The sequence below is a fragment of the Phycisphaerales bacterium genome (genome assembly GCA_029268515.1).
Lineage (GTDB): Bacteria > Planctomycetota > Phycisphaerae > Phycisphaerales > SM1A02 > JAQWNP01.
Window position 1 is genome coordinate 14,992 of the sequence record JAQWNP010000015.1, and the last position, 14,858, is coordinate 29,849.

The 14,858-nt window shown below is 48.2% G+C and carries 11 protein-coding genes; 4 read left to right on the forward strand and 7 right to left on the reverse strand.

Annotated elements, in window-relative coordinates; translation table 11 throughout:
• Window positions 1-16: 16 nt before the first annotated feature.
• The 3 genes from P8J86_10000 to P8J86_10010 form a co-directional block, all read right to left on the reverse strand.
• Window positions 17-1,132, reverse strand: coding sequence for an alpha/beta hydrolase (locus P8J86_10000; GenBank protein MDG2055027.1), 1,116 nt, complete (start codon window positions 1,130-1,132; stop codon window positions 17-19).
• A gap of 276 nt (window positions 1,133-1,408) precedes the next feature.
• Entirely contained in the window at window positions 1,409-1,555 is a 147-nt protein-coding gene (locus P8J86_10005; GenBank protein MDG2055028.1) for a hypothetical protein, read from the reverse strand.
• A 185-nt stretch (window positions 1,556-1,740) separates the two neighbouring features.
• Window positions 1,741-2,784, reverse strand: coding sequence for a hypothetical protein (locus tag P8J86_10010; GenBank protein ID MDG2055029.1), 1,044 nt, complete (start codon window positions 2,782-2,784; stop codon window positions 1,741-1,743).
• A 377-nt stretch (window positions 2,785-3,161) separates the two neighbouring features.
• On the opposite strand from P8J86_10010, the gene P8J86_10015 reads away from it, so the two are divergent.
• From P8J86_10015 to P8J86_10030, 4 genes are all read left to right on the forward strand, one after another.
• Window positions 3,162-4,097 carry an SMP-30/gluconolactonase/LRE family protein gene (locus P8J86_10015; GenBank protein MDG2055030.1) on the forward strand — a complete coding sequence of 312 codons (936 nt, stop codon included), beginning with the start codon at window positions 3,162-3,164 and terminating at the stop codon, window positions 4,095-4,097.
• A gap of 190 nt (window positions 4,098-4,287) precedes the next feature.
• Window positions 4,288-5,853: a hypothetical protein gene (locus P8J86_10020; protein MDG2055031.1), complete on the forward strand. Its 1,566-nt coding sequence runs from the start codon at window positions 4,288-4,290 to the stop codon at window positions 5,851-5,853.
• 296 nt (window positions 5,854-6,149) lie between these two features.
• Window positions 6,150-7,751: a hypothetical protein gene (locus tag P8J86_10025; GenBank protein MDG2055032.1), complete on the forward strand. Its 1,602-nt coding sequence runs from the start codon at window positions 6,150-6,152 to the stop codon at window positions 7,749-7,751.
• A 482-nt stretch (window positions 7,752-8,233) separates the two neighbouring features.
• Complete coding sequence (locus tag P8J86_10030; protein MDG2055033.1) at window positions 8,234-10,009, forward strand: DEAD/DEAH box helicase; 1,776 nt, start codon at window positions 8,234-8,236, stop codon at window positions 10,007-10,009.
• 116 nt (window positions 10,010-10,125) lie between these two features.
• On the opposite strand, the gene P8J86_10035 is transcribed toward P8J86_10030, so the two are convergent.
• The 4 genes from P8J86_10035 to P8J86_10050 form a co-directional block, all read right to left on the reverse strand.
• Window positions 10,126-11,034, reverse strand: coding sequence for a hypothetical protein (locus tag P8J86_10035; GenBank protein MDG2055034.1), 909 nt, complete (start codon window positions 11,032-11,034; stop codon window positions 10,126-10,128).
• Between the two features lie 219 nt (window positions 11,035-11,253).
• On the reverse strand, window positions 11,254-11,511 hold the full coding sequence (locus P8J86_10040) for a hypothetical protein (protein ID MDG2055035.1): 258 nt from the start codon (window positions 11,509-11,511) through the stop codon (window positions 11,254-11,256).
• Window positions 11,512-11,517: 6 nt separating this feature from the next.
• Window positions 11,518-12,126: a nucleotidyltransferase family protein gene (locus P8J86_10045; protein ID MDG2055036.1), complete on the reverse strand. Its 609-nt coding sequence runs from the start codon at window positions 12,124-12,126 to the stop codon at window positions 11,518-11,520.
• Window positions 12,123-14,852 (reverse strand): molybdopterin-dependent oxidoreductase, encoded by a 2,730-nt coding sequence (locus P8J86_10050; protein MDG2055037.1) that lies wholly within the window; start codon window positions 14,850-14,852, stop codon window positions 12,123-12,125. The genes P8J86_10045 and P8J86_10050 overlap by 4 nt, the downstream gene beginning before the upstream one ends.
• Window positions 14,853-14,858 lie beyond the last annotated feature (6 nt).

Here is a 14,858-nt window from a genome sequence, read left to right on the forward strand (position 1 = left end):
TTTTTTAGCTCTTGAATCAGTCTACGGATCGCAAGAAGTTACATGCTTCCGCAAGAGCTGCCTTCGCCGCAGGCGTGTCCTTCAGAGCATTAAGCATCATAAAATCGTGCGTGATGCCAAAGTATCTTGTCGCAGTCACTTCGACACCTGCAGAAATTAGATTCTTCGCATACGTTTCTCCAGAGGCATGAAGTGGACCACAATCATCAGTAATCACCATCGTGCGAGGCTGGCCAACAAGTTGATCCACAGTTGCATAGACAGGTGAAATGTACGGTGTCTTTAGATCATCTTTGCTTGTGAAATATGCGGACCAAGCCCACTTCAAGTTTGCTTTGCTCAACCAAGGGCCATCTTCCAATTTACCATAGTCAACCGCATCAGCGTCTAGATTGACGGCGGGATAGAACAGAAGCTGCGCCTTGATTGCAGGACCATTGTGCTCTTTGGCCCTCAGTGAGCATGTTGCTGCCATTGCTCCACCGACACTATCACCTGCAATACTGACATTGTTTGCCTCTATGCCGAACTCAGCTGGATGAGCATCAACATATTCGAGAACTGCATAGCATTGATGGTGGGCAGTGGGATACTTACCTTCGGGAGCATTGGTGTATTCAACAAAGACAATCACCATGCCAGAACATGCTGCCAAATCACACATCAGTCGGGCATGCGTGATGGCGCTACCCATGACGAACCCACCACCATGCATATAGACCAGACCTGGAGCCGGCTTCCTAAGGCCCTTCTTGGAATAGATCTTGACACCCGTTTCCCCAGTCGGGCCGACCTTCAGCACCATGTCCTTAACCTCAATGTCATCAGGAATCTGATATCCCGATTGCAACTTATTGAGGTTCTCCCAAGCTTGGTGAGGAGCCAGTGTTTGGAGCGGTGGGCCCTGTTCGGCTTTTGAGATAAAGGCGGCCACAATGGGATCCATAATGATGCCCCGCTCTTGATACTGAAGCTCAATAACATCTTCTTTCGCCCCGTCCTGTGTACTGGTGCGTTGAATACTATGCGTTTGTTCACTATCAACGAATTGCTCTGGCTCTGATACCCATGCGCCAAATGTGATCGCCATCGCAAAGAAAACGGTTACTGTCAGAATTTTTTTATAACTCATTCAAATACTCCCACTTCATACTTGTTATTTGAGAATGCAATTTTGCTCAACAATATATCGATTGCAAGAACCTCTTCTCGCCTTGTCAATCCCCCGCTTACTGTCGCAGATGTACTATGGTGCCATGAAGGCTACAGTCTTGTCAATGCCTTGTAATATATGCGATCCAGTTACCTGAAATATTTTTAGTTTTTTAAGATGATCTGCAAATTTGATGCGTTTTTGGGGATCAGTGTCTTATCTGATCAGGCCACAGCGTTGCAATGAGTGATCAAACTAATCCCATCGCTGCTCAAGACTACCAGTCAAACCAATCGACATATTGACACCACCATGCTCACCAAACTCGTGGCGTAAATCCGCTAAACGCTCAACGGGATCGCTCGGCTGATTGCCTTTGGGTGCAGGCGTCTGATCATTCATCTGATGTAGATCTTATTGCTATACAAAATAACGAACACAAGGCTCTACCGGCCTATCACCACCTCAATGAGTAGCATGACACTAAGTGAGCCTCGCCTTAGCAAGCGTATCGTACAAAAGAGAACAGAGGCCCCCATCGCTTTTGATGAGGGCCTCTGGATTTGATTCTTATAAAACGGTACTGATCAGCTGCCGCAGTCGGACTCTTTCCACTTCTTGCCGGCCTCTTCACGCGTGATCTCGCCGTTTCGCACTGCTTCTCCAAGTGCTCGGCGCATTTCCATGCATTCATCTGAGGTCTTGTCTTGGTCGTCCCTTGAACCAGCTTGCTTCATGCGCTCTACCATCTGATTGAGTCGCGCATCGGCTTGCGCCTGCGTGATTTTTCCATCTTTGACCATCTGATCCATGTCCGCTTTTGCTTTGGCGTATCGTTCACGCATGGCACCACGAGCATCGCCAGTCTTTGACTTCATGCCCTCTACCATCCGATTGAGTCGCGCATCGGCTTGCGCCTGCGTGATTTTGCCATCCTTGACCATCTGATCCAGATCAGCTTTGGCTTTGGCGTATTGTTCACGCATCTCACCACGAGCATCGCCAGTCTTTGGCTTCATCATCTCTTTCATGACTGCAAGTCGATCGTCCATTTGCTGCTGTGTGAGCTTGCCACTGGCAACCATCTTCTGCATTGCATCTTGAGACTTACCAAATGACTCTCTGGTGAGACCCTCGTTCTTAAATGCTGAAAGCGTCTCGTAGGTACCAAGGGCTTCATCGGCTTGCGCCTGGGTCATGGCACCCTTCTGAATTGCTTTCTTCATGCTTTCAGTCATATCTTCAAGCATTTGTTCCTTGAGATCTTCCATATACTCACCGAGTAAAGGACGAATGTCTTCGCGGCTGATCTCGCCTGCTTGATGATCACTAATAAGCTGTTCTCTTAGTTTGACAAAAGAATTTTCGTCTTTGAGTCGGTCCTGAGAACCAAGAAGATATTGACCTAACTGTGTTGAGGTGATCTTCCCAGACTCAAATCCACCCATGAGTCGCGCCACCATGTCACTAACCGTAAAGGTCCGTGGAGCTTCTTGGGCGGCTCGCTGAGGCGCACGTTCACCACGTGACTGAGCCACAGCTGTCGTTGCCACAAATCCACTGGCCAAAATCGTCGCAACTGCAACAAAGTTTTTGACCGTTGAAAATGGCCGTTCAATATGTTCAGACATCAGTGCGTCTCCTCACTTGCTAGAAATTCATCGTTGAAATAACTTCCACAATTCCGAGACAAGGATATTATTCACGAACACTTTCGTCAAGTATCACAAACCCATACCAGCCATACTCAAGACGACGCTCACATTTGCCTCCTCTCAGGCTGCAAAAAGAGCCTTACATGCGCCCAGACCGGGTAAGGCAGATTCTGGATAATGCCAGAAACCAAGCTGGCTCAACGTCGATAGTCGATATCGCAGGCATTGCTTCATAGAGATCTTTTACCTGCTCTCAACAGATACTCGCTCTTGATTATCATTCAACCTCAGCTTGAAATCTGTTCCTACTGGTGCAAGCCCACACAGGAACCAATAAAAGGAAGCCGAACACGATGGTCGTTATAGAGTCGCACACCGATGAAGTTTGGAAGTTAGTCGATCAAGAAGCCACTCTTGAGAAGGTTGCAACTGACTGTGCTTTTACAGAAGGTCCTATTTGGCATCCGAAGCAACAATGCCTTCTGTTTTCTGATATTCCTAATAATGCGCGTTGCAAGTACACGCCTGATGGACAAATGGTTACGACACGCCAACCATCAAATAAATGTAATGGCATGACCTATGACACAGATCTAAACCTGATCGTTTGCGAACATCTGACTTCGTCATTGGTCATGGAGTCTCCAGACGGAACTCGTAGCGTTCTTGCCTCTCACTATGAAGGCAAGCAGCTCAATAGTCCCAATGATGTGTGCATACGAGCTGATGGATCGATCTACTTTTCAGATCCGTCCTATGGACGAATGCCTGTCTTTGGTGAAGAACGCGAGCAGGAGCTGGATTTTCAAGGCGTCTTTCGAGTGTCACCCCATGGCGGCGAGATCGAACTGGTCGTCGAACGTGACGCCTACGAACAACCCAATGGCCTCTGTTTCTCTCCTGACGAATCATTGATGTACATCGCCGATTCCCCCAGAGCTCTTATTGATGTCTACGAGGTCAGTAGTGACGGAAGTCTCAGCAACCGCCAACGCTTTGCGCAGCACATCGGTAACGGCCAAATGGAAGGCGGCATCCCTGATGGCATGAAATGTGACGAGTTCGGCAATATCTGGGTCAGTGGCCCGAAAGGCTTTTGGATATTCAATAAAGGTGGCCAGCACATTGGCACGCTTCACATACCAGAACACGCCACCAATCTTCATTGGGGTGGTCCAGACTGGCATACCTTATATATAGCTGCAAACACCTCGATCTATGCGCTACGTACCTTGGTCGGACCGCATAAAGAGGCCTTTATGGGCTCGTCGTTCTACGCAAACCATTGACCACGCCGCGTTCGGACAGCTCCCCATCCCTCAAGGCCAATAGTGTGCTTTTTCAGGCAGAAAGACGACTTTTTTCTCTAGGAGCCCAGGCTGTTGCCCCATCCAGGCCCCTCTTACGCGGTACCCCATAGAGCAAGGGTTTCTTTCGGCAGCAAACCTGCCGACAAACTCACAGAATGGGAGCAACCGAATGAAGACCGACAAATACATCAAGAGCATTGCGATCTCACTAGCGGCATCGGCAAGCTTGGGTATCGCGACCACAGCCATGGCAGACACGATCGTCGTGGATTGTATGGGTAGTGGCGACTACGAAACACTTCAAGAGGCCGCTGATGCGGCCGAATCTGGTGACACCATCAACGTGCTTCCATGCACATACGTAGTTGACCACGTAGATGGGGATGTGTTGATCGAATCCAAACAACTTCACATTGTCTCAACCGATGGCCCACAGACGACGTTCATCGAGGTTGATAAAATATTTTCCCTCATTGTCTCTGGTATCGGTCCAGATGTCAGCTTAGAGGGATTTACAATTCGCCAAAGCGATGCTGGCGCTCAGAACGCTGTCAGACAATTTGCTGGCGAGCTAACAATTACCAACTGTATCTTTGCTGACAATGGACGATTTGCTGATAACGGTGGTGCTATTTACGCTACTGACTTTGATCAGTTATGGGTCCAGTCCACACGCTTCGAGAGCAATCATGCCTCTCGAGGTGGCGCAATCTATGCAAAAGATGCCAATGAGCAAGGATATGTGGCGATCAGTTTCTGTGTTTTCGTCTCTAATGAGGCCATCAACACTGGCGGGGCCCTGCATCTAAAAGATACGTCTTTTGATGTCTTCCGGTGCCGCTTCAAAGACAATAAAGCTACCACTAATTCTGGTGGAGCGATCTACTACAGCACCGAAGAACCAAATCACGACGCCAGTATATCTGACTCACTATTCAATAAGAACACCGCTGAAAACAATGGAGGCGCGATATTAATTTCTAGCTCTAAAACATCAGTAATCACTGAAAATTGCAGCTTTAAGAAAAACTCGACGACTGCACACGACTCGTATGGTGGCGCCGTCCAGGTCGAACATTCTTATAGCCGATTCTACAACTGCTCTTTTAAAAATAATCAAAGTTACTATGCTGGCGCTATTGACGTCTATTCGAGTGAATCTTCCTTAGTGTCGTGCGACTTTGAAAAGAATAAATCACTTAATGGTGCTGGTGCTCTCAATGTCGAGGAAGCAACAGCTTCACTCGAAGATGTTACGTTTGCAAAAAATAACGCCGGCGACGGCTGGGGTGGTGGCGCCTATTCCTGGTGGTCAACAGTAGAATTTACTAACGTAAGATTTTCTAAAAACAAGGCCATTCAGGGCGGAGGCCTTTTCACACAACTCTCTGATGTTATCTTTGATGACGGACTTCTAGAAAAGAACAAAGCGACGAATTTTGTCGAGGGCTCTGAGAACATTGGCGGTGCTATTTACATGATTACTACAACCATAAACTTGAAGAACCTCGAAGTCTTGAAAAACAAGACTGGAGAATCGATCGGTGGTATCAGCCTCACTAGCTGTGCTGGCATAATCGGCAAGTGCACGATTGAAGACAATCAAGACCACGGCCTTAAGTTGGTTGACTCCCCTACCGTTGAGATCAAGAAAACCACTTCTTGTGGCAATGACGCCAAGGACATCAAGGGTGATTACATTGACGAAGGTGACAACACCTTCTGCAAAGAGTGATCAGCACAAACTGATTGCTCAATCAAGAACTTGATTCCTCACGCAGCCCGGCCCTCAAGGCCGGGCTGTTTCGTACATAAGCCAAGCCCCCTGAAATCTATAGCCCCATACGGATTTCTGTCTCGATAAAGCTCCACAGGTCAAAGAAGTCGATCCATAGATAAAAAAATGGCGTTTTTGGCCCTTGAAGCCGAGACTGTTGCCCCATCCAGGCCCCTCTTACGCGGTACCTCATAGAGCAAAGGTTTCTTTAGGCAGCAAGCCTGCCGACAAACTCACAAAATGGGAGTAACCGAATGAATACCGACAAATACATCAGGAGCACAGCTATATCTTTAGCGGCATCGGCGAGCTTGGCTGTAGCGGGCACCTCTCTCGCGGGACCACCCAGTTTGGATATAACGTTCCTGTCCGCCGACACGATTGTTGTCGATTGCATGGGTAGTGGCGACTATGAAACCCTGCAAGAGGCTGTTGATGCCGCCGAATCGGGTGACACGATCAGTGTCCTTCCCTGCACATACTTCGTTGACAGCATAGACAAGAATGTAGATATCGACTCAAAGCAACTTCACATTGTCTCAACAGAGGGCCCTGACACAACATTCATCCAAATTGATAAAACGTTTACCATACTCGTAGACGGTGTTTCGCCTCAGCTGACACTTGAAGGATTCACGATTAGTCAAACCGTCATAGCTACGAATAGTGCTGTTAACCTACTCGCTGGTGAGCTGACTATAGACACGTGCCACTTTATCGATAATGGCTCAATTGGTAGTTTAGGCGGTGCCATCTATGCTAGTAATTTCGATGGCCTCGTCGTCGTAGACTCATACTTTAAGAACAACTATGCAACATATGGCGGCGCCATCTACGCAGAAGATTCCAATCCAGATGCCGTTCTTGAGATCGATCAAACTCAATTTATCTCGAATCAGGCCTCTGTAGCAGGAGGCGCTCTGTTTTTTGACGATTCGCCTTTTTTGATTACCAACGCTGATTTTAAAGGTAACGACGCTGCTAGTAGTGATGGTGGCGCGATCTTCATCGGAGATACTAAATTCAGATTTATGACGGGTATACATGACACGGAATTCAAGAAAAATACTGCCGCAGACAATGGTGGAGCTGTGTCAATATATGACAGTGCGAGCGAGGTATTTTTCCGTCATTGCAAGTTCAATAAGAACTCGGTGAGCAGGCCTGGCTCGTATGGTGGCGCTGTACAGCTTCAATATTCTTCTGCCCACTTCGAAGAGTGTCTGTTCAGCCAGAACACGAGTGAGTTTGGTGGCGCCATCGACGTCTATACGAGTACCGCTTTCTTCTTCTCGAGCGATTTCAAGAAGAACTCCGCGAACGAAAACGCTGGCGCCATCAACATCGAAGAAGCCATGGCTTCATTCGAAGATGTTAGGTTTGTGAAAAATAACGTCGTTTACGGCACGGGCGGTGGCGCCAATTGCGATTGGGCAACAGTAGAATTCAATAACGTGAGCTTTTCAAAAAACAAGGCTTTCGAGGGTGGAGGCCTCTTCGCAGACACCTCTGACGTTACCTTTGAGAACGGACTTCTAGAAAAGAACAAAGCGACGACCTTACTTGCAGGCCACGAAAACATTGGCGGTGCCATTTCCATGATTGACACCTCCATACACTTCAAAGATCTCGAAGTTTTAAAAAACAAGACTGCACAATCGATCGGTGGCATCAGCCTCGTGAGCTGTACTGGTAAAATCGGCAAGTGCACGATTGAAGACAATCAAGACCACGGCCTTAAGCTGGTTGACTCCCCTACCGTTGAGATCAAGAAAACCACTTCTTGTGGCAATGACGCCAAGGACATCAAGGGTGATTACATTGACAAAGGTGACAACACCTTCTGCAAAGAGTGATCCGCACAAACTGATTGCTCAATCAAGAACGTGATTCCTCACGCAGCCCGGCCCTCAAGGCCGGGCTGTTTCGTACATAAGCCAAGCCCCCTGAAATCTATAGCTCTGTACCGTTTTCTATTTCAATGAAGGCGATGAAGATGTAAATCAGCTGATCCATAGATCCAACAAAGGAAACGCCGGGTGGGCCGAAAGGCCCAAGATCCTGGTGATCTGATGCCACTGCTTCACCAATAACCTCGTATCTGGACCTTGAAAGGCCTTAAACCATCAGTAGGTTTGGCAATTCCTCCATCAATTACGACCTTTGTGAAGCCAGATCGAGTACTGTGTGGGGCTTGATCAGACGCCACTGGCAGAATCAGATGTGATTCTGACCGCGGGGGGAGGCGCTCTGTGTAGTACACAAGGTGAATTTAATCACATTCACAATATCCCCCCGCCAGGCTTTTTAAGCCACTCTTAATACGGATCTAAAAACAATGAGCTTCTCCGCACTGCAACTTGCAGAGCCTATCGTTCGTGCAGTCACAGACAAAGGCTATATCTCCGCTACCGAAATTCAAACCGCTGCGATACCACCTGCTTTGGCAGGGCGTGATATTCTCGGCACGGCTCAAACAGGCACGGGAAAAACCTGCGCCTTTGCACTGCCTATCCTGCAGCGCCTTGCCGATCCCAAAAATCGAGAACAGAATCAAGATCTGAACCAACGGCGTCCCAATAAATATGGACGCAGAGCCCAGCCAAGAGCGGCTCGCGCACTGGTGCTTTGCCCCACCCGAGAACTGGCGACGCAAATCCATGAGAGCTTCGTTGATTATGGACGCAATCTCAAACTCAACTTTAGTGTCATCTATGGCGGTGTCAGCCAATACCATCAAACCCGTTCAATTCGCCAAGGCGTAGATGTACTCATCGCAACACCTGGTCGTCTCAAAGATCTGTATGACCAGGGCATTGTTGACCTGTCCAAGATTGAGACGCTCGTTCTAGATGAATCTGATCGCATGCTTGACATGGGATTTATCACCGACATCCGGAAGCTTGTAACGCTCATTCCTGAAAAACATCAAACGATGCTTTTTTCAGCGACCATCTCAAAGAATATTAGGCAACTCGCTAATGATCTTCTTTGTGATCCCGTTGTCATTGAAACAGCACCAGAGGCAACAACTGTAGACACAATCAAACAACGTTTTTTCAAGGTCAAACAAGAAGCCAAGGGCCAACTTCTAATCTCGCTGATTAATAATGAGCAATTTGAACGCGCTTTAATTTTCACTCGTACGAAATACAAAGCCGATCGCGTTACACAATGGCTACGCCGATCTGGCATCAATGCTGATGCGATTCACTCAAATAAAACTCAGGCAGCTCGAAATAATGCGATGAACGACTTTCGCAGAGGCAAAATACATGTGCTAGTCGCAACTGATATTGCCTCACGCGGAATTGATGTAGATCAGATTTCTCATGTCATTAACTTTGACATGCCTATCGATCCTGAAACATATGTCCATCGTATTGGCCGCACTGCTCGTGCTGGCGCCAGTGGCATTGCGATTACATTCTGTGAGCCAGGCCAGAAGCGGATGCTCCAGTCAATTGAACGTAGGGCTGACATACAACTCGCACCTTTTGAACCGCTACCGGAGCTCGAGAAGCTTGCCCATCAAGAGGACCGGCCAGGCCAATCTCGCTCTTCACGTGATCATCGAGAAGAGAAACAGAGAACAGGACGTCGAGATCAACGCGATACACAATCGCGTGATCGAAACAGCAGACATAAAAAGTCAGCAAGTTCCTTCTCCAAGGTTGGCTACAAACCACGCGATGAGCGTGATGGTGATAGCCAACAGCAACGCCCTTTCAAGAAGAAGTTCAAAAAGTCCTACGGAACGTTTGCCAAGGGTGGCTACAAACCACGCGATGAGCGCGATGGCGACAACCAACAGCAACGCCCTTTCAAGAAGAAGTTCAAGAAGTCAGCAGGCTCCTTTGCAAAGGGTGGCTACAAACCACGCGATGAGCGCGATGGCGACAGCCAGCAGCAACGCCCTTTCAAGAAGAAGTTCAAGAAGTCAGCAGGCTCCTTTGCCAAGGGTGGCTACAAACCACGTGACGAGCGCGATGGCAACAACCAGCAGCAACGCCCCTTCAAGAAGAAGTTCAAGAAGAACGGAACAACTCAGTTTAAGTCTGGCGGCTACCCCAAAGGCCAAGGCAAAAGAAAGTCAATGGCTCAGTCCTCATAATTTCAGGGCACAATAGAGAAGGCTATCTGACCTCTTTTGAGGCCGCTGATCTATTGCAATATCTGCTCTGCCGTGCTGAACACCTCTACCCGCTCGAAAACCAATCTGCACCATATTTAGGAAGTCGTCGCCTTAGATTGGTTCTTGTTTCTTAAAAACGCAGCTGCTACCAGCTGCCGAGTAAAACCTTTATGCCCCGCTGGATCCAACGAGAGACAAATATCAGCTGCGCCATAATCCGCCGGCGGATAGTAGATGCCACAATTCGCATTAATCTCAAGCATAAATGGCGTGCCACTTTTGTCGACGCGAAGATCACATCGAGCAAAGCTTGCTGCCTTCAGTTGCACGAAAAATTTTGCGCATTCATCTCGAAGTCTGGCCGCAAGGACTGGATCTGGAACGGCAAAAGAAGAGAGACCTTCATATTCAACCCACTTTAGATCAGAGTGCTTAAAACTCTCTCCTTCAGGAAACTTATATTGTGCCGGCGTATAGGTTGTCGGGTTCCTTGGATCTTCAGGATTCTCTGCCAACAGCACCGTACATTCAATACCGGCTATGTATTCCTCAATGAGTGCTGCACCGTGGCGAGACATAATCTTTTTTGCCTGAATGCGCAAGCCAGCTGAAGTTTTTACGCGTGAACGACGACTCAAATCAACACTTGCATAGCTGCTGTAGTGCTTCACAAACAGAGGAAACTTTAGTGTGGCAGCAGCACGCTCTACATCCTCAGTAGTGCGAGCCAGCACATAGTTCGGTGTCGCAATTCCCAAGGCATAACAGGCCTCCTTCATTTCGACACGGCTTGGTTCATAACATTCTGAGGTTGCACCAGTGAATGGAACTCCAGCCTTCTCTAACGCATGTATCACCTCAATACCCGGTAGATCTTGATCTGCGGCACCGTCACAAAGGTTAAAAAAGACATCATATTCATTTGATGCAATGAGTTTTTCTACCTGATTGACAGATGCTTCTTTACCAACAAGTGTGGCAACATGCCACAGAGCTTCTGGCATAAAAGGCCTCGGATCACATGGCCAGTCATCCTCCGGAAAAGGAGCAGCATCAAGCTCCTGAGTTGTGAGAAGACATATGCGTAAGTTGTCAAGGTCAACGGTCGTCATTAGATTCGCACTTTAGCAAAACTGATTTGAGACTTCATGCAGAGTTGCCTGCAGTAAAAGATAGGTGCCCCATCTTCCTTTTACGTATCGGACCAGTTCACACCTAGAGGCTCATCTTTCTGAATCGCAATCATACTCACCCTCTATGGATACTGATCCATAGGTCATGATCTGTGCCACTGTAGATCCAAACGAGTGCGAAGGAAGCTCTTGCCCACTGGTCAATTTAACCTGCCATACATTTGGCAATTCCGCGATGAGCTGCCGACACCATACTGAGTCAAAAGCGTTTCCAAGCAGTAGGTTCTCTGGAACAAAATTCCAGTCAGTCTGATCAGACTTCGCGTGAACGTATTGCGTGGCGCTCATTTTCTCTTATCTACTCATATTCTTTGATGCTATTATTCTTTCGACATCTTCTATGGTATCAATATCGACAACTACTGTAGCGTCATGGACATCGATCATTTTTCGACTCAATGCATTCAAACGAAACCAATTAGATAGTCCTGTAGGTATTTCGGAATCAACAATTGTTTGAGCAAGACTTCTTGGAATCGCTATGGGATGACCATTGCGTCCCTGGTAACAAGGCGTGACGGCTACATTATTTTGACAGGCCTCGCTAATGAGAGCCACCAGCGTTTGCGAAGAAACCTCAGGGTGATCAGCAGGCTGAAGAATAATGCACTGACAATCCTTGGAAGCGAGCGCCTGCACTAAACCTAACTTTATCGAAGCAGACATTTCTCTACTTGGGTCAGCAGTAACTGAGATATAGGCACGGGGCACAAGCGCCTCTTCTACTTCTTGTTGCTGATATCCCAAGACAACGATCATTTCATCACAGGCAACTTGGAGATGATCAAAAGCACTACCAATAAGCGTGCCAGATCCATCTGGTGGTGGCCATGGTAGTAACTGCTTACCGCCACCCATCCGACGCCCTTGACCAGCTGCAAGCAGAAGACCGACAACACTCAAATCTTTTCTCCCACACGTTTCTCAATTCCTTTGAGCACCGTGTGTGGCATGAGAGGCATTTCCTTGTAGCGAATTCCAACCGCATGGTAGACAGCATTCGCTACCGCTGGGGCAACTGCGTGGATACCAATTTCTCCAATTGACTTCGCCCCCATGGTGCCATACCGATCATGGGTATCGATGAAGTCAATTTCCATTTCAGGCATATCAGCATATGCGGGCAGCCTGTAGTGCCGTATTGCATCATTGAGAATACGTCCTTGTTCATCCGCCAAAATACGCTCTGAGAGAATCCAACCGAGCCCCTGTGCTATCGCTCCTTCAATCTGCCCACGACACACCATTGGATTGATGAGCGTACCAACGTCAACACCTGCAACAAATCTCAACACTCGGATGTGTCCATCGTACTTATTGACCGCAACACGGACACCTTGAGCACAAAACCCAATACTACTTGGATCGGCCTGGTGATTTCGAACAACGCTACAAACCCGACCTTGATCGCTTATAAACTTGTGCAACTCAACAAGTGAGACAGAGCGGTCTTCCGTACAGATGACACCTTCAGAGAGCTTACTCTCTGCGGCCTCGCAACCTGTCATCTGACATACCTCATCTTTAAGTCGTTCGAGCATTGCCTCACCAGCCCGAACCGCGGCACCTCCTGCGACAAAAGTAGTTGCACCTGCAAAAGTGCCTGTATCAAAGGCGCCGCCAGCAGTATCACCCGCATGAATTTGAATTTGTTCAGTGCGGACACCCATCGCCTCAGCCAGAATTTGCACCAATGTTGTATCAGTACTGTTGCCCATATCTGCAGAACCAGTGTAATAATCAAACGCACCATCTGGCCGCAGCTCGAGTCTTGCCATTGAGCGATGCACGGTGGGTGGCGTACAGCTTTGTAAAGCAACTGCGTAGCCATTACCACATACCCAACCTTCTTCTTCGGGAGGGTCTGAAACACCACCCTCTCCACTCATTCGTTCTTGCACGCGATCAATACACTCAGACAGACCATAGCTACCAATTTCATGTGTTCCATGATCATCACTGAACGCGGTGATCGCATCGCCGGGACGAATCACATTTATTCGCCTGAGTTCGAGCGGATCAATATCAAGCTTCGTCGCCACCGCATCTAAGTGCGTCTCTATTGCATGTCCGGTCTGTGTTGCCCCATAGCCACGAAAACCACCGCTTGGTACGTTGTTGGTATAAACCGAAAAGCCGTTAATTTTCTTGTTGCGACATCGATAGAGTGACACAGGTTCATGACAAGCGGAGTACAACGTCTCTCCGCCGTGATTTCCGTAGGCACCCGTGTCAGAGATGACTTTTATCTGCAACGCGGTCATCGTGCCATCACTCTTGTGCCCAGTCTTGACACTTACTTTCATGGGATGGCGAAAAGAGGCCGCTATAAACTCTTCTTGCCTCGTAAAGTCGAACTTACATGGCCGCCTTGTCTTCATGGCCGCAAGGACGGCAAGATCTTCACTAATCACCTCTTGCTTTCCACCAAACCCTCCACCCACACGATCCTTATAGACCCTTATTTTTGGCATCGGCACACTAAAGATATGTGCCAGCTTCTCTCTGGCAATGAATGGCGCCTGAGTGCTTGTTCGCACTTCAAGATCGCCCTCGCCTGTAATCGACACAATGGAACAATGTGTCTCTAGATGCGCATGTTGCGCACGCGATGTTTGCACAATTGATTCATGGATCAAATCTGCTTCAGCAAATCCCTGGTCAATATCACCAACACCACCTTCTAGGGCCAACAACACATTTGATTTTGGAGCCAGAAGCACTGAACCATAATCATCATCATGAACACGGGGCGCGTCATCTTGCATGGCAAGCTCTGGATCATGTACTGACGGCTTCCGTTCATATTCGACTTCGAGTAGTTGGCACCCTTCCTGAGCAATAGAATCCGTTTCTGCGACCACTGCGGCAACGCGCTGGCCCACAAAACGAACCACATCATCCAGTACCCTTTTATCATCTGCATCAACTCTGTAATCATCGTGAAGCGCTGTGGAAAATCGTCGCCGAGGTGAATCTTCCCAGGTCAGCACTGCATGCACTCCCGGCAATGCCCGAGCTGCATCAGCATGAATGGCTTTTATCTTGCCCGCAGGAATCTCAGATCGCAATACACGCACATGAAGCATTCCCTCAGGCTCAACATCACCCGCATATTTTGTGGCGCCCGTGACCACTTCATGTGAGCATGAAAGTGGCTGACAAACACCAACACCACCGTTGGATTCCGCCTTGTCAATGTTACAGACACCATGTAGAGCATCGCGAATAGAACGGTATCCAGTACATCGACAGAGATTACCTTTTAGTTTTTGAGGCAAGTCTTCATCGTCAACGTCGCCCAATGAAGCGGCTGTCATGATCATGCCCGAGGTACAAAATCCACATTGAAAACCCTGGGCATCATGGAACGCTTGTTGAATCGGTGCGAGACCATCATCAGTTGCCAAACCCTCGATTGTTGTTACATGTCGCTCCGCGCATCTCGGCGCAGGAACCAAACAACTATGCACAGGCTTATCATCCAGCCAGACCGTACAAGCTCCACAATCACCTTGATCACAACCACGGCGTACGCCTGTGAAACCCAGGCGTTTTAAATAACTCCGAAGGCACTCACCTGGCTCGGGAACACCCTCAGTCACAATGCCGTTTACTGTCAACTCCATTAAAGA

Bases quoted from the DNA above. Each gene is read 5' to 3' on its own strand.
- P8J86_10000 (MDG2055027.1), bottom strand. From the start codon at position 1,132: ATGAGTTATAAAAAAATTCTGACAGTAACCGTTTTCTTTGCGATGGCG.
- P8J86_10005 (MDG2055028.1), bottom strand. From the start codon at position 1,555: ATGAATGATCAGACGCCTGCACCCAAAGGCAATCAGCCGAGCGATCCC.
- P8J86_10010 (MDG2055029.1), bottom strand. From the start codon at position 2,784: ATGTCTGAACATATTGAACGGCCATTTTCAACGGTCAAAAACTTTGTT.
- P8J86_10015 (MDG2055030.1), top strand. From the start codon at position 3,162: ATGGTCGTTATAGAGTCGCACACCGATGAAGTTTGGAAGTTAGTCGAT.
- P8J86_10020 (MDG2055031.1), top strand. From the start codon at position 4,288: ATGAAGACCGACAAATACATCAAGAGCATTGCGATCTCACTAGCGGCA.
- P8J86_10025 (MDG2055032.1), top strand. From the start codon at position 6,150: ATGAATACCGACAAATACATCAGGAGCACAGCTATATCTTTAGCGGCA.
- P8J86_10030 (MDG2055033.1), top strand. From the start codon at position 8,234: ATGAGCTTCTCCGCACTGCAACTTGCAGAGCCTATCGTTCGTGCAGTC.
- P8J86_10035 (MDG2055034.1), bottom strand. From the start codon at position 11,034: ATGCCAGAAGCTCTGTGGCATGTTGCCACACTTGTTGGTAAAGAAGCA.
- P8J86_10040 (MDG2055035.1), bottom strand. From the start codon at position 11,511: ATGAGCGCCACGCAATACGTTCACGCGAAGTCTGATCAGACTGACTGG.
- P8J86_10050 (MDG2055037.1), bottom strand. From the start codon at position 14,852: ATGGAGTTGACAGTAAACGGCATTGTGACTGAGGGTGTTCCCGAGCCA.